Source organism: Bradyrhizobium sp. CCGB01 (genome assembly GCF_024199795.1).
GTDB lineage: Bacteria > Pseudomonadota > Alphaproteobacteria > Rhizobiales > Xanthobacteraceae > Bradyrhizobium.
Genome location: NZ_JANADK010000001.1, coordinates 5,022,707 through 5,041,702, shown reverse-complemented (window position 1 = coordinate 5,041,702; position 18,996 = coordinate 5,022,707). Strand labels below are relative to the sequence as shown.

At 64.6% G+C, this 18,996-nt stretch carries 19 protein-coding genes and 1 tRNA gene; 6 read left to right on the top strand and 14 right to left on the bottom strand.

Annotation, left to right across the window (positions count from 1 at the left end; translation table 11 throughout):
* Nucleotides 1-4: 4 nt before the first annotated feature.
* The 4 genes from NLM25_RS23250 to NLM25_RS23235 are packed head-to-tail and all read left to right on the top strand — an operon-like array spanning nt 5 to nt 3,165.
* Nucleotides 5-181 (top strand): hypothetical protein, encoded by a 177-nt coding sequence (locus tag NLM25_RS23250; RefSeq protein ID WP_254138538.1) that lies wholly within the window; start codon nt 5-7, stop codon nt 179-181.
* The gene (locus NLM25_RS23245) at nt 178-741 is read left to right on the top strand and encodes a cytochrome C oxidase subunit II (RefSeq protein WP_254138537.1); all 564 of its coding nucleotides are present in this window, start codon (nt 178-180) and stop codon (nt 739-741) included. Before NLM25_RS23250 ends, NLM25_RS23245 begins: the two co-directional genes overlap by 4 nt.
* On the top strand, nt 728-2,350 hold the full coding sequence (locus tag NLM25_RS23240; RefSeq protein WP_254138536.1) for a b(o/a)3-type cytochrome-c oxidase subunit 1: 1,623 nt from the start codon (nt 728-730) through the stop codon (nt 2,348-2,350). The genes NLM25_RS23245 and NLM25_RS23240 overlap by 14 nt, the downstream gene beginning before the upstream one ends.
* Nucleotides 2,350-3,165: a cytochrome c gene (locus NLM25_RS23235; RefSeq protein ID WP_254138535.1), complete on the top strand. Its 816-nt coding sequence runs from the start codon at nt 2,350-2,352 to the stop codon at nt 3,163-3,165. Before NLM25_RS23240 ends, NLM25_RS23235 begins: the two co-directional genes overlap by 1 nt.
* 102 nt (nt 3,166-3,267) lie before the next feature.
* Here NLM25_RS23235 and NLM25_RS23230 read toward each other — a convergent pair whose 3' ends face one another.
* Nucleotides 3,268-3,750 (bottom strand): type II toxin-antitoxin system RatA family toxin, encoded by a 483-nt coding sequence (locus NLM25_RS23230; protein ID WP_254138534.1) that lies wholly within the window; start codon nt 3,748-3,750, stop codon nt 3,268-3,270.
* A gap of 6 nt (nt 3,751-3,756) precedes the next feature.
* Nucleotides 3,757-4,713: a lipoyl synthase gene (lipA, locus tag NLM25_RS23225; protein WP_254138533.1), complete on the bottom strand. Its 957-nt coding sequence runs from the start codon at nt 4,711-4,713 to the stop codon at nt 3,757-3,759.
* A gap of 130 nt (nt 4,714-4,843) precedes the next feature.
* Here lipA and NLM25_RS23220 point away from each other — a divergent pair, with 130 nt between their 5' ends.
* Nucleotides 4,844-5,446, top strand: coding sequence for a DNA-3-methyladenine glycosylase (locus tag NLM25_RS23220; RefSeq protein WP_254138532.1), 603 nt, complete (start codon nt 4,844-4,846; stop codon nt 5,444-5,446).
* Between the two features lie 110 nt (nt 5,447-5,556).
* On the opposite strand, the gene NLM25_RS23215 is transcribed toward NLM25_RS23220, so the two are convergent.
* The 5 genes from NLM25_RS23215 to NLM25_RS23195 all read right to left on the bottom strand — a co-directional run bounded on the left by NLM25_RS23215 (nt 5,557) and on the right by NLM25_RS23195 (nt 12,219).
* Nucleotides 5,557-8,433, bottom strand: coding sequence for a valine--tRNA ligase (locus NLM25_RS23215; protein ID WP_254138531.1), 2,877 nt, complete (start codon nt 8,431-8,433; stop codon nt 5,557-5,559).
* 129 nt (nt 8,434-8,562) lie between these two features.
* Nucleotides 8,563-9,333, bottom strand: a complete 771-nt coding sequence (locus NLM25_RS23210) for a PopZ family protein (RefSeq protein WP_254138530.1) — start codon at nt 9,331-9,333, stop codon at nt 8,563-8,565.
* Nucleotides 9,334-9,638: 305 nt separating this feature from the next.
* Nucleotides 9,639-11,030, bottom strand: a complete 1,392-nt coding sequence (locus NLM25_RS23205) for a TolC family outer membrane protein (protein ID WP_254138529.1) — start codon at nt 11,028-11,030, stop codon at nt 9,639-9,641.
* 204 nt (nt 11,031-11,234) lie between these two features.
* Nucleotides 11,235-11,897: a protein-L-isoaspartate O-methyltransferase gene (locus NLM25_RS23200; RefSeq protein WP_254138528.1), complete on the bottom strand. Its 663-nt coding sequence runs from the start codon at nt 11,895-11,897 to the stop codon at nt 11,235-11,237.
* Between the two features lie 142 nt (nt 11,898-12,039).
* Nucleotides 12,040-12,219 (bottom strand): hypothetical protein, encoded by a 180-nt coding sequence (locus NLM25_RS23195; protein ID WP_254124317.1) that lies wholly within the window; start codon nt 12,217-12,219, stop codon nt 12,040-12,042.
* 596 nt (nt 12,220-12,815) lie between these two features.
* Between NLM25_RS23195 and NLM25_RS23190 the strand changes: the two genes are divergently transcribed.
* A complete protein-coding gene (locus NLM25_RS23190) occupies nt 12,816-13,808 on the top strand; it encodes a helix-turn-helix domain-containing protein (protein WP_254138527.1) in 993 nt (330 codons plus the stop codon).
* Nucleotides 13,809-13,959: 151 nt separating this feature from the next.
* Here the strand turns inward: NLM25_RS23190 and NLM25_RS23185 are convergent.
* From NLM25_RS23185 to NLM25_RS23160, 7 genes are all read right to left on the bottom strand, one after another.
* Nucleotides 13,960-14,034: transfer RNA gene (locus NLM25_RS23185), tRNA-Asn, on the bottom strand.
* A 145-nt stretch (nt 14,035-14,179) separates the two neighbouring features.
* A complete protein-coding gene (locus NLM25_RS23180) occupies nt 14,180-14,548 on the bottom strand; it encodes a hypothetical protein (RefSeq protein ID WP_254119343.1) in 369 nt (122 codons plus the stop codon).
* Nucleotides 14,545-14,667 (bottom strand): hypothetical protein, encoded by a 123-nt coding sequence (locus NLM25_RS43925; protein WP_256570730.1) that lies wholly within the window; start codon nt 14,665-14,667, stop codon nt 14,545-14,547. The genes NLM25_RS23180 and NLM25_RS43925 overlap by 4 nt, the downstream gene beginning before the upstream one ends.
* 94 nt (nt 14,668-14,761) lie before the next feature.
* Nucleotides 14,762-16,456 carry a flotillin family protein gene (locus NLM25_RS23175; RefSeq protein WP_254138526.1) on the bottom strand — a complete coding sequence of 565 codons (1,695 nt, stop codon included), beginning with the start codon at nt 16,454-16,456 and terminating at the stop codon, nt 14,762-14,764.
* A gap of 23 nt (nt 16,457-16,479) precedes the next feature.
* On the bottom strand, nt 16,480-17,139 hold the full coding sequence (locus NLM25_RS23170) for an OB-fold-containig protein (RefSeq protein WP_254119339.1): 660 nt from the start codon (nt 17,137-17,139) through the stop codon (nt 16,480-16,482).
* A gap of 10 nt (nt 17,140-17,149) precedes the next feature.
* Complete coding sequence (locus tag NLM25_RS23165; protein ID WP_254138525.1) at nt 17,150-18,313, bottom strand: PspA/IM30 family protein; 1,164 nt, start codon at nt 18,311-18,313, stop codon at nt 17,150-17,152.
* Between the two features lie 296 nt (nt 18,314-18,609).
* Nucleotides 18,610-18,993: a RidA family protein gene (locus tag NLM25_RS23160; RefSeq protein WP_254138524.1), complete on the bottom strand. Its 384-nt coding sequence runs from the start codon at nt 18,991-18,993 to the stop codon at nt 18,610-18,612.
* Nucleotides 18,994-18,996 lie beyond the last annotated feature (3 nt).

Sequence of the window (18,996 nt, the reverse complement as noted above, 5' to 3'; positions counted from 1 at the left end):
CATCATGTTCAATTCCGATCCGCCGACCAGCCCAGCCGCCGCCGACCAGGCCGTCGAGGAAGTCGTTGCCGCCGGACCATCAGGTGCGATCGTGGTCGCCGGCATCGCCACGGCCTGCGTCGTCGCGATGTGGCTTGCGTTCTATCTGTTCGTCTTCCTGCCGCGCGGGTCGCTGCAATGAGCGTCGAGGACACCCACGGTAGCGCCGAGGTCGCCGCCCGCGTCGAGCGGCGCTGGGCCACCATCGCCGTGATCATCATCGTGATGATGGCGCTGCTCGCGGCCTTCGCCGGGATTCATCGCGCGACCATGCCGCAGCCGCGCGTCGAGACCACAGACCCGTCGCGGCTGCATCTCTCAGGCGAGTTCGTCGAAAGCAATCTCGGCAGCGTGCTGGAGGCCAACGGCAATGTGACGGTGCGCGCGATCGGCCAGCAATATTCCTTCACGCCGGCCTGCATCGTGGTGCCCGCGGACACGCCGATCACGCTGCGCGCTACCAGCGCCGACGTCGTGCACGGCATCCTGGTCCAGGGCACCAATATCAACACCATGCTGGTGCCGGGCTACATCTCCGAGCAGCTCATGCGCTTCACGAAGACCGGCGACTATCTGATGCCCTGCCAGGAGTTTTGCTCCTTCGGCCACGAGGGCATGTGGGGCAAGGTGAAGGTGATCGACAAGACCGAATTCGCAAACCGTGCGAAGGGTGGCGGGAGGCTGAGCTGTGTTGGCGAATAGGAAGCTCATCCTCGCGCATTTCTGGCTGGCCTTCGCCGTATTCGGCGTCGCGCTCACGCTCGGCGCCTGGCAGATGTTCATCCGCAGCCCGATCGGAACCTGGCTGTCCAATCCCGAGCTCTATTACCGTTCGCTGACCGCGCACGGCACGGTGATGGGCTACGTCTTCCCGACGCTGGTCGCGATGGGCTTCGGCTATGCCATCAGCGAGTCCGCGCTGGAGCAGCGCCTGGTCGGCGTGCGCTGGGCCTGGGCCGGCTTCTGGCTGATCGTGGCCGGCGCAATCATGGCGATGGTCCCGGTCGCGCTCGGCCGCGCCTCGGTGCTCTACACCTTCTACCCGCCGCTGATCGGCAACGTCTTCTACTACCTCGGCGTCGTGCTGGTCGTGGTCGGCTCCTGGATCTGGGTCGCGCTGATGTCGATCAATCTGCGCGTCTGGCGCAAGGCCCATCCCGGCGCGCCGGTGCCGCTGGCGATGTTCGCCAATGTCGCGGGCTCGTATCTGTGGGCCTGGACCGCGGTTGGCGCCGCGCTCGAGCTGCTGCTGCAGATCATTCCGGTTGCGGCAGGCCTGAAGGCCACGATCGATGCCGGCCTCGCCCGCGTGTTCTTCTCCTGGACGCTGCACGCCATCGTCTATTTCTGGCTGATGCCGACCTACATCGCCTATTACACCATCGTGCCGCGCGCGATCGGCGGCCGCGTCTATTCCGACAGCATGGCGCGGATTTCCTTCATCCTGTTCCTGGTGGTGGCGATGCCGATCGGCATGCACCACACCTTTGCCGACCCGCAGGTCGGCGCCGGCTTCAAGTTCATCCACTCGGCCTTCACGGCGCTGGTCGCGCTGCCGACGCTGCTCACCGTGTTCACGATCTGCGCGTCCGTCGAGATCGCGGCGCGCCTGCGCGGCGGCCGCGGGGTGTTTGGCTGGGTCAGGGCCCTGCCCTGGGACAATCCGATGATGCTGGCGCTGGCGTTTTCGTTCGTCATGCTCGGCTTCGGCGGCGCCGGCGGGCTCATCAACATGAGCTACCAGCTCGATGCGTCGATCCACAACACGCAGTGGATCACCGGCCATTTCCACCTGATCTTCGGCGGCGCCATCGTGATCATGTATTTTGCGATCGCCTACGACCTGTGGCCGCATCTGACCGGGCGCGAGCTGATCGATGTCCGCCTGATCCGCACCCAGCTCTGGCTGTGGTTCGTCGGCATGATCGTCACGACCTTCCCGTGGCACTGGGTCGGCATTCTCGGCATGCCGCGCCGCATGGCCTATTTCGACTTCGGCGATCCCGCGATCGCGCCGCAGGCGCTCTCGGTCACTTTCTCTGCGATCGGCGGCTTCATCCTGCTGGCGTCGGGCATCATGTTCATCGTCATCCTGGCGCGCGGCATGCGCGCGCCCCAGGTTGACGCCGGCCCGTACCGCTTTGCGCTGGCCGTGCACCAGCCGGCGACCGTGCCGGTCGCGCTCAACACACACGCGCTGTGGGTCGTGCTGATGATCGCGCTGACCATCACCAACTACGGCTACCCGATCTTCACCTTGGCGACGACCGAAGGAACATCGGTGCCGGCCGTCTATGTGGGGGCGCAGTGATGAGCACGCGCGACCTCTTTACCTTTCGTAACCGCCATTTCACGAATGGCGTCGGCATCACCGCTGCGATCCTGATCGTGACCACGATTGTCGGCTTCATCGTGCTGCCCTTCGCGCAGCCCTGGGTGCAGTTTGCCAATGTCTGGGATGCGATCTGCAGCGCCGCCGGCGTGCCGCAACGCGCGGCAAGCGTCACGGCACCCGAGCAAAGCAAGCGCCTGTCCGGGGTCGTGCTCACGTCGAACACGCTGTCACGTCCGAGCCAGGAGGCGATCGGCCGTGGCGCGACGCTGGCGCAGCGTTGCGCGATCTGCCACGGGCCGACCGGCGTCAGCCGCGCGGACTCGCCCAATCTCGCCGGCCAGTATGCCGCCGTGATCTACAAGGAGCTGCACGATTTCCGCACCGGCGCGCGCAGCAACGCCGTGATGTCGCCGTTCGCCGTCAATCTGACGGATCAGGAGATCACCGATCTCTCGAACTATTACGCCTATCTGCCGCGGCTTCCGGCCTATCACCCGACGCCGCAGCTGCCGAAGCCCAACATCGTCATCTACGGCGCGCCGATGCGCGGGATCGCGCCCTGCGGCTCCTGCCATGGCAGCCTCGACAACAAGACCGGCAGTCCGTGGCTCGAAGGCCAATCCGAGGCCTACATGAAGGCCCAGCTCCAGGCCTTCGCGTCCGGCGAGCGGCGCAACGACATCAGCCAGCAGATGCGCAACATCGCGCGCGCGATGACGCCGCAGGAGATCGAGCAGGCTGCGGCGTATTATGCCTCGCAGCCGCCGGATGTGGTGAAGGCGGTGGATTGAAGTCTTCGTAGCCCGGATGGAGCGAAGCGCAATCCGGGACCGCTTTGCCCGCGTAAGAGTTGCCCCGGATTTCGCTTCGCTCCATCCGGGCTACAGGTACCCTTACGACGACGCCAGCTTCGGCCGGCCGTAGATCGCATCCGCCCGCTTCTCGAACGCAATGGAGAACCGCGCGAACGCGGCGTCGAACATCGAGCCCATCAGTATCGCCAGCATGCGGCTCCTGAACTCGTAGGCGAGGAAGAAACCGACGTCACAGACGCGCTCGCCCTCCTGTTGGCCCTTGGGCTCGAACGTCCAGCGATTTTCGAGATTACTGAAGGGACCTTGCAGATATTCGACCAGGATTTTCAGATTGGCGCGGTCGAGCGTCACGCGGCTGGTGAAGGACTCCTTGACCAGCTTGAACGAGACCGTCATGTCCGCGACCAGCACCTCGGTGCCGTCGGGTTTCGCCATGCGCTGACGGACTTTGAGCGCGCTGCACAGCGGCACGAACTCCGGGTAGCGCTCGACGTCCGCGACCAGATCAAACATCTCGGATGCGCTGTGATTGACACGGCGCTTGCTGGAAAATTTGGGCATGGCGGTTCAGCGGGCGCTAGCTGCCCGCGCGGCCTTCAGTCTCGCGAAATCCTCGCCGGCGTGATGCGACGAGCGGGTGAGCGGGCTCGCCGATACCATCAGGAAGCCCTTGGTGTAGGCGACCTTCTCGTAGGACGAAAACTCGTCCGGCGGCACGTAGCGCATCACGGCGTGGTGCTTGCGGGTCGGCTGGAGATATTGCCCGATGGTCAGGAAGTCGACCTCGGCCGAGCGCAGATCGTCCATCACCTGCTGCACCTCGTGGCGCTCCTCGCCGAGGCCGACCATGATGCCGGACTTGGTGAAGATGGTGGGATCGAGCTCCTTGACCCGCTGCAACAGCCGGATCGAGTGGAAATAGCGCGCGCCTGGCCGCACCGTGAGATAGCGCGACGGCACGGTCTCGAGATTGTGGTTGAACACGTCGGGTCTCGCCGCGACCACGACCTCGAGCGCGCCCTCCTTGCGCAGGAAGTCCGGCGTCAGGATCTCGATCGTGGTCGAGGGGCATGCGACGCGGATCGCCCGGATGGTCTGGGCGAAATGCTCGGCGCCGCCATCAGCGAGGTCGTCGCGGTCGACGGAGGTGATGACGACGTGGGCCAGCCCCAGCTTGGCGACGGCCTCGGCGACGTTCCGCGGCTCGGCCGCATCCAGCGCATTGGGCAGGCCGGTCTTGACGTTGCAGAAGGCGCAGGCACGGGTGCAGGTGTCACCCATGATCATGAAGGTCGCGTGCTTTTTGTCCCAGCACTCGCCGATGTTCGGGCAGCCCGCCTCCTCGCACACCGTGTGCAGGCCGTTGGCGCGCACGATCTTTCGGGTGTCGGCATAGCCGCGGGTATTCGGCGCGCGCACGCGAATCCAGTCCGGCTTCGGCGGCGAAGCGGAATCGGGACGATTCACCTTTTCGGGGTGACGCGGGCGCAACGGGTTCGAGATAGTGTCGACAATAACGACCATGGGCTGTCCGGTCTGTTCAGGTCCTACCTAGTCGGTCTGGCTGCCTGCCGCAACCCGGCTCGCGCCGCTTCAGGGAACATGGCAGATATGGGCAATATCCTGCTCAGTTCTCAGGCGATTCTCACCTCGAATGGCTCCAGTCTCCAAAGCCTCCACACCGCGGCTCGGCAAGGCGCTGAAGCGGTCCTTTTTCGACCGCGACGTTCGCGAGGTCGCGCCCGACCTGATCGGCGCCACCATGCTCGTGGATGGCGTCGGCGGGATCATCGTCGAGGTCGAGGCCTATCATCATACCGAGCCTGCGGCGCACTCCTACAACGGCCCGACGCCGCGGAACCAGATCATGTTCGGGCCGCCCGGCTACGCCTACGTCTACCGCTCCTACGGCATCCATTGGTGCGTGAACTTCGTCTGCGAGGAGGCAGGCTCGGCGAGCGCCGTGCTGATCCGCGCGCTGGAGCCAACACATGGCCTGGCCGCGATGCGCCGTCGCCGCCATCTCCAGGACCTTCACGCACTGTGCTCGGGCCCGGGCAAGCTGACCGAAGCGCTCGACATCACCATTGCGCACAACACCCTGCCGCTCGACCGGCCCCCGATCGCGCTGCATGCGCGGACGGAAGATGTGGAGGTGGCGGCCGGAATCCGGATCGGCATCACCAAGGCGGTCGAGCTGCCCTGGCGCTATGGCGTCAAGGGCTCGAAGTTCCTGAGCAAGCCGTTTCCGAAGTGATCGTTATTCCGGGATGGTCCGAAGGACCAGACCCGGAATCTCGAGATTCTCACGTGCGCAATTGCGCAGGTCAGTTCGATGCTGCGCATCGCTCCGGAATGACAGCGAGATCACGACGCCTGCTTCAGCCGCTCCAGCGCCTCGAGCAGCTTGGCCTTGCGAGCCAGTGCCGCCTCACGCTTTTCGCGCTCCTCCTCGACGACCTCTTCGGCCGCATTGGCGACGAACTTCTCGTTCGCGAGCTTGGACTCGGCGCGCTTGATGTCGGCATCGGCCTTGCCGATCTCCTTGTCGAGGCGAGTGCGCTCCGCTGCCACGTCGATCACGCCCTTCAGCGGTAGCGCGGCCACCTCGCCGCGCACCAGGAGCTGGACCGCACCGTCAGGCGCGCGATCGGCGAACGAGATGTCGGACAGCCGTGCCATGCGCTTGATGATTTCGGTCCAGCGCGGCGCGCGTTCCCTGGTCTCGGCCGAGGCGCCTGCGAGCACCAGCGCCGTCAGCGTCGCCGGCGCGATGTTCATCTCGGCGCGCACCGAGCGGATCTGCGTCACGAGGTCGATTACCCAGCCGATCTCGGCTTCCGCCTTGGGATCAGTGAAGTCGGCATGGTCGAAGATCGGCATGATCAATGCCGGCGAGATCAGCGGATCGGTCGGCCCGGCCGCCGCAGCGAGCATCGCGAGCTGCTCGGGCGTCGGCGCGGCCGGCTTCAGCGGCCATTGCGCCAGCGCGAGCAGGCCCTCGCGCTTGGCCGTGACCTCCCACAGCTCTTCGGTGATGAAGGGCATGAAAGGGTGCAGCAGCTTCAGGATCTCGTCGCGCGCCCAGGCGATCATAGCGCGGGTTTCGTCCTTGGCGGGGCTATCAGGACCGAGCAGCACGGGCTTTGCGAGCTCGACATACCAGTCGCAATAGACGTTCCAGACGAAGCGATAGATGGCGCCTGCCGCATCGTTGAAGCGATAGGCTTCGATTGCTTCGGTCACCTCGCGCGTGGTGTGCGCGCTCTCATGCGCGATCCAGCGGTTCAGCGTCTCCTTGGCCTTCGCCGGTTCGAAACCGTCGGGCACGGCGCAATGGTTCATCTCCGCGAAGCGCGAGGCATTCCAGAGCTTTGTCGCGAAGTTGCGGTAGCCCTCGACGCGGCTGGTGGCGAGCTTGATGTCGCGTCCCTGCGCCGCCATCGCGGCCAGCGTGAAGCGCAGCGCGTCCGCGCCGTATTCGTCGATCAGGTTGAGGGGATCGATGACGTTGCCCTTCGACTTCGACATCTTGGCACCCTTCTCGTCGCGGACGAGCGCGTGGATGTAGATCGTCGAGAACGGCACCTCCTTCATGAAGTGCATGCCCATCATCATCATCCGGGCGACCCAGAAGAAGATGATGTCGAAGCCGGTCACCAGTGCGTTGGTCGGGTAATAGCGCTGCACCTCGGGCGCGTCTTCGGGCCAGCCGAGCGTCGAGAACGGCCACAGCGCCGAGGAGAACCAGGTGTCGAGCACGTCCTCGTCGCGGGTGATGAAGCCTTCGCGCTTGTTGCGGTCGAGCGCCATCTCGCGGCCCTGCTCGGCCGTGATGACCTCCTGCTCGACGTAATAGCCGAGCGCGTGGCTGACGGCCTCCTCCTCGGTCTCGGCGACGAACACCTTGCCGTCAGGACCGTACCAGGCCGGGATCTGATGACCCCACCACAGCTGGCGCGAGATGCACCAGGGCTGGATGTTCTCCATCCACTCGAAATAGGTCTTTTCCCAGTTCTTCGGCACGAACGTCGTTTCGCCCGAACGCACCGCCGCGATCGCGGGCTTGGCCATCGTCTTGGCGTCGACGTACCACTGGTCGGTCAGATACGGCTCGATCACGGTGCCGGAGCGATCGCCATGCGGCACCATGTTGGTGTGCGGCTCGATCCGCTCGACGAAGCCGAAGGATTCTAGCCGCTCGACGAGGCGCTTGCGCGCGGCGAAGCGGTCGACCTTGTTGAACTCCTCGGCAAACTGCGAGGCGCCTTCCGGCAGGTCGCGCAGGTAATCCTCGTTGTCGAGGAGATCGAGACAGCCTTCCCTGTCGAGCACGCTGATGCGGCGCAGGCCATGGCGATTGCCGACCTCGAAATCGTTGAAGTCGTGCGCCGGCGTCACCTTCACCGCGCCCGAGCCCTTCTCCGGATCGGAATATTCGTCGGCGACGATCTTAATCTTGCGGCCGACCAGCGGCAGGATCACGTTCTTGCCGACCAGCTTCCGATAGCGCTCGTCATCGGGATGCACGGCAACGCCGGTATCGCCGAGCATGGTCTCGGGCCGCGTGGTGGCGACGACGATGAAGCTCGAGGAATCCTCGGGGCTGAAAATCTTGCCCTCGATCGGATAGCGCAGATACCAGAGGTGACCCTTGACCTCGGTCTGCTGCACTTCGAGGTCGGAGATCGCGGTCAGCAGCTTGGTGTCCCAGTTCACCAGCCGCTTGTCCTTGTAGATCAGGCCGTCGCGATGCAGCTCGACGAACACCTTGATGACGGCCTTGGACAGGCCCTCGTCCATGGTGAAGCGTTCACGCGACCAGTCGCAGGAGGCGCCGAGGCGCTTGAGCTGGTTGATGATGGTGTCGCCGCTCTCGGCCTTCCACTGCCAGACCCGCTCCAGAAACTTCTCGCGGCCCATCTCGCGGCGGCCGGGCTGCTGGCGCTCCATCAGCTGCCGCTCGACCACCATCTGGGTGGCGATGCCGGCATGGTCGGTGCCGGGCTGCCACAGCACATCGCGGCCGCGCATGCGTTCGAACCGGCACAGGATGTCCTGCAGCGTGTTGTTGAGGGCGTGGCCCATGTGCAGCGAGCCCGTCACGTTCGGCGGCGGGATCACGATGGTAAAGGGCACAGCGTCGCGGCGGTCGGGGCGGCCGGCCTTGAACGCAAGGCTGTCCTCCCACACGACGGACATGCGGGCTTCGATATCGGCGGGCTGGTAATTTTTCTCGATCATGGGCTGCTAGAAAGCCGCGCACGGGGGGCAAGTCAACGGGAAAGCCCGGCGGCGAACGGGCTTCCCGGCCCGGCCGGAGGGCCGAGCATCCCGCCCAAGCGGGGCTTAATGAGGGCTCTGGCTGGGGTTCTACCTGCCGCCGCGCGAGACCCGCTCGATTTCGGCCTTCACGATGCGTTCAACGAGGCCCGGCAAATTGTCGTCGAGCCAGGATTTCAGCATTGGACGCAGCATCTCCTTGACCAGATCCTCCAGCGTTCGCGCATTGCTGCTGAGCACCGTGTGGGCCAGGGAGTTGAAGGCGGATTCGACCGCCGAGACCGTCGATTGCGCCAGCATCGGCTGTTGGGGCGGTAGCGGCGGCGCATCGAAGTCCACCGGCGCATAGGACGGTGAGGGAGTCGGGCGCGGCGGCGGCGATTCGGCGAATTCCAGATCGTCGCGCGGCTCGACCTTGCGGAAGCTCGGCGGCGGTGGAGGCGGCGTCGGCTCCGGATCCATCGCCATCTCGTCGGTCAATTCGAGCACGTCTGGCTCGGGCTCCGGCTCCGGTTCTGGAGCCCGGACCTCGGGCGCAGGCGTGGCGGAGTCGAGCCCTGCCAGCAGCGCGTCGATATCGTCCTGGCTATTCGGTCCAGCATCCGCCGCAGGCGCGGGCGGCGGCGGCGCTGCGGGCTTTGCGGCCGGCGGTGGCGCCGGCTTTTCGGCGGCAGGTTTTGCGGGTGCGACCTTGGAAGGCGGAATGTCGTTCATCGCTTGCGGCTTCGGCGCAGCTGCGGTGGGCGCGGGCTTGGCAGCTTCTGCCGGCGGCGGCTTGCCCTCGTCGTCAGCAATGATGCGCCGGATCGAGGCCAGAATCTCCTCCATCGAGGGTTCTGTGACCTTTGCAGGCTGCGTCATCTCCGACTCCACATCATCAACGCCCTCGCATGCGTTGTTTTACACCAAGCACGACAGGATTGGCCGGTTCCGGACGAACGCCCCGACATTTTCGTCGCGGCAGCCCGACTTGTCCCCAGTTCACGGCTCAACGTGCGGCGGTGCGCCCCTGCCCTCGGCACTCAAGCTTTACGCATACGACATCAAGTGCAGGGCGAATCGACCCGCATCTTCTTGGCAAGGCTATGTCAGGGATTTTGATGATTGCAAGCAAAGCACCGGTCGGCCTCGGCTGTTTGCGATGCCGACCGGATGACTACGGGACTTTAGCGTCCGTCAGGCGTGCGCACGCCGGCCCAGCTGTCGCGGACCTGATGGTAGTGAACGCTCGCATCGTAAACCGTGGTCGCGAGGCCGAGGACCTGTGGCGACAGACGGCCGACGGCGGCCAGGACCTGATAGGACGCGACCACGCGATCGTGCTGGGCGGTGACCAGTGCGACGCGCGCATTGACCAGTGCCTGCTGTGCGTTGAGCACGTCGAGCGTGGTGCGCTGACCGGCCTTGGCTTCCTCACGCACGCCGTTCAGCGCGATCTCGGACGCCGTGACCTGTGCCTGCGCGGACTGCACCTGCGCCTTGCCGGCCTGTAACGAACCCCACCACTGCACGACCGTCGCGCGGGTCTGGTCGCGGGTCGTTTCGAGGTTGAGACGCTGCTGCGCCAGGTTTTCCTTGGACTGGCGGATCAGCGAGTATGAATTGCCACCATCGTAGAGCTGCCAGTTGGCCTGCGCGATCGCGGAAGCGTTGAAGGCCCTGTATTGGATCAAGGACTGTTCGTTCCCCTGCGTGGCGGCAACCTGCAATGAGACCGTCGGCAGCAGCGCCCCTTCGGCGACCTTGACCTGCAAGAAATTGACGTCGATGCCGAACATCGCGGCCGTGACGTTGGGATGCTCGACCAGGCCGAGCTCGACTGCCGCGGCGAGTGAGGGAGGCAGGAAGCGATCGACAGGCGAGCCCGGCGCAAGATTCGTGGGCTCGTTGCCGATGATGCGGCGGAAGTTCGCGCGCGTCGTGGTGAGGTTCGCTTCGGCCGTGAGCGCCTGGGTCTTGCCGGCAGCCAGCTGCGCTTCTGATTGCGCAACGTCGGTGCGCGTCACTTCGCCGACGTTGAAGCGATCACGCGTCTGCTTCAACGTCTGCTCGAGCACGCGCACGTTGCTGCGCTGGACTTCGAGAGTGGCGGAATCGCGCAGATAGTCCATATAGGTCGTGGCGCCCTGGAGCAGCACACTTTGATCGAGGCTGCGCAGCGCTTCGCGGGATCCGGAGACCTGGCTCTCCGCAGCGCGCGTTCTGTTGGCGGTGATGTTGCCGTTGTAGAGCGTTTGAGAAACGGTCACGCCGACGCTGCGGGGAACGGTGGGCCCGTTGATGGGTACGTTGCCCGGCCCCGGCGCGGCCAGCGTATCCTGATATTGATAGCCGCCGTTCGCCGACAGCGCGACCCGGGGGCGATAGCCCGACAAGGCCTGCGGCACGTTCTCGTCGGTCGAGCGCACCTGGGCGCGCTGCGCGTTGAGCTGCGGATTGTTCTGATAGGCGCGCACCAGCGCGGCCTCGATGGTGTCCGCCAAGGCAGGCGTCGGCCCGGCAAGCGCCAGCAGCAGGACCGAAACTGCAGCTCCGGTGAACAGCTTCACCCCATGCATCCAAAAATTCCGTTCATCTAACGCCCGGCTCGTGCCCGCGAGCTGGGTTACCGTCTACCGAGTGGAGTCGTTGCCCCTCAGCAACATAGGACGCCAATGGGCGCGACGGAACTACCCTTGGGCAGTTCCCAGCGGAAACTCTTCAGCTGCAGCATCCGGGCCACACTTCTGATTCAGAACGGGATTTTAACGGGCTTTGGGCGGTCAGAAGACGAAAGCGGCGGCCCGTTCCAGCCCGGGAAGCACCGGAGCTGCGGCATCGAACAGCGCCCGACGGCCAAATTCACCGTGGGTATGGGTCACGATCATGGCCCGGGGCGGCCTGGATTCGGCAGACACCCCCACGAGTCGCCCGCCCTCCTTGAGCTGCCCGAGCAGCGCCTCGGGCGTCACCTCGACGGCGCCGTTGAGGATAATGACGTCATAGGGAGCGGCGGAGGGATCCCCATCGGTGCAGGCCGCTGCCTTGCAAGTGACGTTGCCGAGCCCGAGGCTGGCGCAAGCATCCTTGGCCTTCGCAACCAGGGCCGAATCACAATCCGTCGCGGTGACCTGACCGGCGAGCTTGGCCGCCAGCGCAGCGAGGTAGCCCGTGGCGCAGCCGACCACCAGCACGTTGTCGCCCTCGCCGATTTCGGCGGCCTGAAGCAGCTTGCCGGTCAGCTGCGGCTTGATCAGGAAACGCTTGGCGCCGCCCTCGCTCACGTCGAGATCGAGGTCGAGATAGGCCAGTGCCTGCCTGGCAACCGGCACGAACGCCTCGCGCGGAACCGTGAGCATGGCGTCGAGAACACGGCGATCGGTGACGTCATTGGTGCGCACCTGGCCATCGACCATTTTTAGGCGCGCGGTCGAGAAACCGGACATTTGCGGACCCTGCAATGCGGACGATGCCGCGGACGAAAGTTGGCGGCATCTTTGGAACAGGCTCCGCGAAAACGCAACACGTCCGTGGGCCCGGGCGCCAGACCCGGGCTGCGCAACTCACGGCATCAAAGTGGTCGATGAGCTATTCGATCGTCACCGCGAGGCGGCCGATCAGCGCGGCGACTTCGTCGAGCCGCGCCGAATCGTGCTCCTCGACGGCGCGCGCGAGGCAAGCCAGGCATTCATCATCGCTGAGTTCGGGAACGTCTGCCGGCAGAATCGAGGGGGCCATTCGGAAGCGGTCGACCTGGATGTCTGGCATGGGAATCAGCTCCATAAAAAACCGGCTCCCGCAAGGCTCGATTTGAATTGAGTCGAATTAGCGTCGCCCTCATGACGCGACTGCGCCCACACGCACACAACTGCTTGAACGCGATTCTGCACCGGAAGCAGCCGGATCACTGTTGAGGTGTTGCCTGAAGCCGTGTCGAGAACAACGTTAGAACGTGGGGGTAAGATCTTGAAATTGGCTGAAATTATCCCCTTTCCTATTCGGGCGGGGATCGGAACGGAGCAGCCGGGCGGGCGGTACACATCCTTTGAGCACGCGGCAACAACATACCGCCTGCGGATCCGTAGAGCGATTGCCGCTGATAACGCTTAGGTTGCAAACGGTATCTGAGGATTGGATTCCTGTGGTGTGCAGCTTGCGCCAGTGCACGAGAGCAGCTGGCGAGACTAATTGCCTCATGTCACGAATTCCTCGATCCGGAGCGCTGTTTGGCGCATACTTTGCGTTAAATTCGAAGATGATTTGACCAAGGACGCGAGCTCAGATCGTCACTCCGACCTCGCGTTGTGGTAGTATTTGCTGCCGCCTGCCGCAGAATTGTCGCGCTTGAGTAACAAGGTACGGCCATGGGGCAATTCCTCCTGGTTGATTCGCGTAAGCTCGACGGCTTCGAAGGTCTTCAGCAGGCCGTCCACGGCTCGCATGTCGACGTGATGCAACTCGGCCGCGGGCGGCTGCGCGGAACGCTGTCCCATGTCGGCATCGGCGATTTCTCCCTCAGCATCGGCACGTTCAACGTCGGCATGCGCACGCAGCGCGTCTCGAGCGACGACAAGCTGATCATCGGGATGCTGCTCGCGGCCGAAGAGCGCGTCACCCACTGGTCTTTCGACATGGGCCTCAACGACGTGCTCGTGATTCCGCCGCTGCTCGAGCATGACGGCGTCTTCTTCGGCGCGTCCGCTTACGCGGCCATGCGCTTCGACCTCAACGACGTGGCCTCGCTGTTCGGCGGCGAACCGAGGTTGAGCGACCCCGAAACCTGGCGCAGCCGCGGACATTTCCGGGCAGACCTCGATAGTGGCGCCATCGCCTCACGTCGCCTGGTCCGGATCATGTCGCATCTGCGTACCTACAAGGCCGGCCTGACACCGTCGACCGCCGACTTCTGGACGCGATCGATCGTGGAGTGCATGGCGGCCAATGTCATGTCGTCTCTGCCGCCTGACGACACCGGCTGGCTGCCTTCGGCAAGGCGGCTGATCCGCCGGGTCGAGGAGTATCTCGAAGATACCGGCACGCGCCCGGTGCATGTGTCGGAGATCTGCGCCGCCCTCGGGGTGTCGCGCCGCACCCTGCATCGCGCATTTCAAGAGGTGTTCGGTTTGGGCCCGGTCAGCTTCCTCAGGCACAAGCGCCTGTGCGCCGTTCATTCCATTCTGCATGAGAGCGCGCCGGGCTCGACGACCGTGGCCGCTGTCGCCATGCAGCAGGGCTTCTACGAGCTCGGGCGATTCTCGCAGTATTACCTTGCGATGTTCGGGGAGCGTCCGTCGCAGACCCTGGCAGTAGGAGCCGGTCCTCGCCTGAGGGTCCAAGCCCCCGAGCCTGAACTATAAGCGTCTGGTGCGGCGGCGCTGGGCGCTGGCTACGGCCCGGCCGATTCCCATTCTCCAGGCGACAGAACAGCCGGGCGAACGCCCCCGAGGGGCAGCCCTGATCGCTGTTGCATCGCGCGACGCATTTAGGCCATTGAATTTATTTGGATTTTGGCTCCCCGGGCTGGATTCGAACCAGCGACCATCCGATTAACAGTCGGATGCTCTACCGCTGAGCTACCGAGGAAAAGGGCGAACCAGTCGTTCGCGCGGGCTGCGTATAACAAAGCCGCTTGCGCTTGCAAAGGACGAATTCGCTATCTTGCACAAAGCGTGAAGGAAGGGCCTACAGCGGCCCCTCCTCCGGGCCAAGTCAGTCAAGTCAGGTCGCGTTACTCGGCGACGAACGAGGTGGTCTTGGTGCCGGGGTCGTAGCGCAGCCGAAGCGCGGTCATCTTGCAGAGATTGACGTTCTTCCAGAGCACGGCCTCGTCGTAGTTCTGCCAGTCGACGCGGATGTTCCAGACGCATCCCTCGTCGTCCTCCTCGAACTCGACATAAGTGCTCGCCTGGTTCTGCAACACCTTCTCGAGCTCGTTGTCCCATTCGTCCAGCCCATCGTCCGGCGCATTGAAGCCCAGGAACTTGATGGCATAGCCGGTCTCGTTGACGACGGTGACGTTGCGGGCGTCGGCCGCGAACGACGGCGCGGCGGCGATCGCAAGTCCGATCGCGATCAGTCCAGACAGAAAATACTTCATGCAAAAATCTCCGGATCGAAACTGGCTTCAAGCGCCTGACGTCGATCGGCGCAGGCGCCGCGGCAACAAATGGCGTTGCCCCAGGAATTCATCCGGAGCGAGATCGAGATGTTCAACACGCCATCGATCCGCACTCCGGCTCGCTGCGCGACGCGAGACGCGCAACGAGCCAGTTCTTATCGATTCGAATTCTCCGCAGCAATGAACCGGCGTTCATAGATCGGCGGCGTTTGTTTTCTCCGCCACGGGCGCGGGCATCGCGGCACCGTTGCTCTTGCCCGTCACGGCGCCGACCAGCGCCTTCACGGGATCATCGCCGGGCGCAAAGCCGCTCTGGCGCAGGATCTCGTCGATCATCGGACGCAGCGCGTGCACCTTCAGCAGCTCGCCGGCAAGCCCTTCACCGAAGCCGACATTGCCTCCGCCCGCACCGTTACCGCCAAATGCGCCGCCGGTGTGCAGGATGCGGACGTCCTTGAGGTTGGCGATCGGCTTCACCATCTCGGCCAGCGCCGACGGCATCGTCTCGATCCGCTTCTTGGCGATCTCGAAATCGATGACGTTGCTGCCGAGCTTGTTCTGCGCCTCGTTCTTCATGGTGATGACGGCAGCTTCCGCTTCACCGATATTCCTGACGCCGACCGCCTTGATCTTGTTGGACTCGGCCTCCGCAGTGGCCAGCGTCTTGACGGCCTCGGCGCGATCGAGCGACGCCTTCTTCTCGGCCTCGGCCGCGACGATCAGTTCGGTCGATTTGCGCTCGGCCTCGGTACGCGCGGCGAGCACCTGGGTGAGACGGGCGCGGTCGGCGACCTCGACGGCGCGCGCCGTCACCACCTTTTCCTCAGCGGAGACGGCAAGCGCTTCGGCCGTCTTGGCCTCGGCGACGGCCTCCGAGGTCTGCTTGCTCTTGGACGCGATCTGGATCTCGTTCTCCTGCGTGGCGATCTGGATCTCGCGCTGCGCATCGGTCTTGCGCTTGTTGATCGCCAGATCCGATTCGATGACTGCCGTTTCCTTGACCTGCTTGGCACCGGCCTCCTTCTCGGCAACGGCACGATCGGTATCGATGCGTGCGTTCTCCTCGGTCAGGCGCGCGGTCTGGGTTGCGGTTGCGACCTCGGCCCGGGTGCTCGCGGTCTTGTTGGCGATGTCGCGCTCCTGGGAGAGCTCGGCCTCCTTCTTGGTCCGCTCGATCCCGAGCGTCTGCTGCCGCGCCTCGAGGTCCTTCTGCGCGATGGCCACCTCGTTGTCGCGCACGATGGCGTTGCGGTCGCGCCGGCGGGTCTCGGTGACGGTCTTCAATTGAGTGAGACCTTCGGCGTCGAAGAAGTTTTCGGGGTTGAAGAACTTGACGTCGGTCTGGTCCAGCTTGGTCAGCGACACCGATTCAAGCTCGAGCCCGTTCGACTTCACATCGGACTCGACCGTGGCCTGCACGTGCTTGACGAAGTCCGAGCGCTTCTCCTGAAGCTCGAGGATGCTCATGGTCGCCGCCACCGAGCGCAAGCCGTCGACGAACTTTGCTTCGACCTGGTTGCGCAGCGCCTCGGCATCGTTGGTCAACGCTCCCAGCGTCTGGCTCGCCAGCGCGATGCTCTCATCGTCGGGGCGGACGCGCACGTAGAATTCGGCGACGATATCGACGCGCAGGCGGTCCTTGGTGATCAGGGATTCCCGCTCCTTGCGTTCGACGGTGAGGCGTAGCGTCTTCAGATTGACGCTGGCATAGGAGTGGAAGATCGGCAGGATCATAGCGCCGCCGTCGAGCACGACTTTCTTGCCGCCGAGGCCGGTGCGCACGAAGGCCTCGTCGCGGGTCGCGCGCTTGTAGAGGATGGTAAAGACGATCCCGAGGACGACGATCAGCGCGACGCCGATCATGGCCGGGACTGCGATGTCGAACATGACTTTCTCCAATAAATGGCTTGCTAGCTGCTTAGAGGTGGTTTGGACGGCTTGAGTTCATCGTCGGCCTTCACCGCCACGAAGCGGGTGTCGGCGCGATCGACCAGCAGGACCATGGTTCCCTGCGGCAGGGGCGATGACGATGGTGCGGCGACCGCCCAGACGAAATGGCGGTTGCCGTGAATGTCGGCGACGCTGACGCGGCCGGGCGGCCCCTGATCGAGTGGACCGATGACGACCTCGCCGACGCGGCCCACGAGATCGCCGAGGCCGACGGCGTAGCTTTCATCCTTGGGGATGACCCGCGCGATCGCCCGGCTCGCGCCGCGGACCAGCGGAATCGAGGCGGCGACCGCCCCGACCGAGGCGAGCGTCGTCGGCAAGGGACCAGCCACCATCCGCGCGATGTCCTGGATCAGGAAGCCGGTGATGGAGAAGGCGCCGAGCAGCAGCAGCAGGAAGATCAACAGCGGCACGCCGCCGACATTGATCCAGGAGATGGCATTGATCACGCCATTGTCGCTGGGGTGACCAAAATCGATGTTGGTGCCGAGCATCTCGCTCAGCGAAGCGCCGACCAGCATCGAGACCACCTCGATCGAGCCGACGATGAGGATCATGGCCGCCGCGATCGCGAACGGCCTGACCTCCGGCATCATGACGTGTTCGAGCAGAGCGCTCATGACACGGCACTCAGGAGCGTGACTTCAGCCGCGCCAGCCTCGCCGCAATCTCCCTGTCGCGATGGAGCGTGCTGAGCTCGTCGATGTCGCTGGAATACGGAATGCCCGGCGGTACGCCGGTGGCGCGCGCCACCGCCCTGCCCGCCCGCAGGGCCTTCGCCGCCGCCGAGCTGCCGCCCGATTTCCGGGGCGACGTCGCGGCCTGATGGCTCGCCTGTGCTTCGCTCTTTTCGAGATCGGCGCGGCGCTGCTCGGCGTCCTGGAGCGCCGACAGCACCGCACGCAGCGATGTCACGCATTGCTCGATCTTCTCGTTGTTCTCGTCGATGGCGCGGGAGAGCACCTCGAACTGCGCCTCCAGATCCATCTGCCGCGCGATGCCGGCGCGCGCGAGATCGTCGCGGTTATCGGCGATCGCGCCCTCGATCTTGGGAGCAAGATCGGTCATCTCGCGTTCGATCTCGGTGCGACGCGCGTTGAGACGGTATTCCTCGGCACGTGCGGCCGCGAGCGCGTCGCGCGCTTCGCTTTCCGCGCGTTCGATCTCGCGGATGGCTTGGCCGACCACTTTGAGCTTGTTCTTGCCTTCCGCCTGCTCGATCGCGTCATAGGCAATCCCGGCGATCAGGCGCCCGACCCGTGACAGGAAATTGTCGGGGGCGGCAGCGATGGTATCCATAGCGTTCTCCTCCTCTGGCAGACTGTTCGGCGTGACGCCGTAGTGAACTTCGAAGCCGTCGTCGGTGCGGATGAGGTGCGCGGGCGCGCTCTGCCCCCAGCCCTCGGCATAGCCGGCGTAGTCGAAGGACACGCTGAAGCGCCCCTGCACCGTCGCAATCGAAATGGTGGCGGGGCCCTTGATCTTGGCGAGCTTGTCGTCGAGCGGCAGGCGGCGGCCTTGCGCGGCGCGATAATCGGCGCGGTCGCGCAGGCCCAGCGTCACCAGCCGCGACGGCAGCGCGGTCTGTTTGCGGATTGGGTCATAGGCATGGGCATGGAGCAGGACGACGTTGGAACCGACGTTATGGCTCCGTGCGACCTCGTCCAGGATCTCCATCATGCGGTCATAGGCCTGGAACGTCGCCTCCAGCGCGGCCTTGGCGGCCGGGTCAGGGGCAAGCCTGTAACGCAGCGCAGATGGCGCGTTTCGGGGCGACGGGCTCATGGAAAGCACTAAAGCACCATTTTGGTGCTTTAAGAAGAGGAAGCTCGATCACGTTCCACTGATCCTTGGGCACTCTGTTGGATTAGTCGCTGTCGCCCGGGGCCGCGTTCAAGGCGCGCCATCACCTCTAGATCACCGCCGATCAAGACTTCTTGCACGCGCGGGTTGCAATTTTACGGAAAGTTCGCGCCGACATGGGAACATGAGGGGCCGTAGGGCGGATTAACCGAAGGCGTAATCCGCCGCATTCACCTCCGCGGCGAGGACGTGGCGGATTACGTTCGCTAATCCGCCCTACGCTGCTCTCATGGCCGCCGGCACACCAGATCGATCTCGATCAGCGCGTCGTAGGCGAGCCCGGTGACACCGACGCAGGTGCGGGCCGGCAGGCTGTCCGGTGGAAAGAAGCTGCGGTAGGTCTCGTTCATCGCGGCGTAGTCTTCCTTGAAACGCGTGAGATAAATCCTTGTCATCACGACGTGCTCAAGGCCGAGATCGAGACCGGCCAGAACCACCTTCAAATTCGCCATCACCGCACAAGTCTGCGCGACGATGCCGTCGGGCAGCACGCCCGGCGTTTGCGGCGTATCCGGCATCTGGCCGGTGACGAAGACAAAGCCATCGGTCTCGACGGCGTGGCTGAAGGGCGCGACCGGCTTCGGTCCGCCGCTGATCATGTGGAATTTCACCTG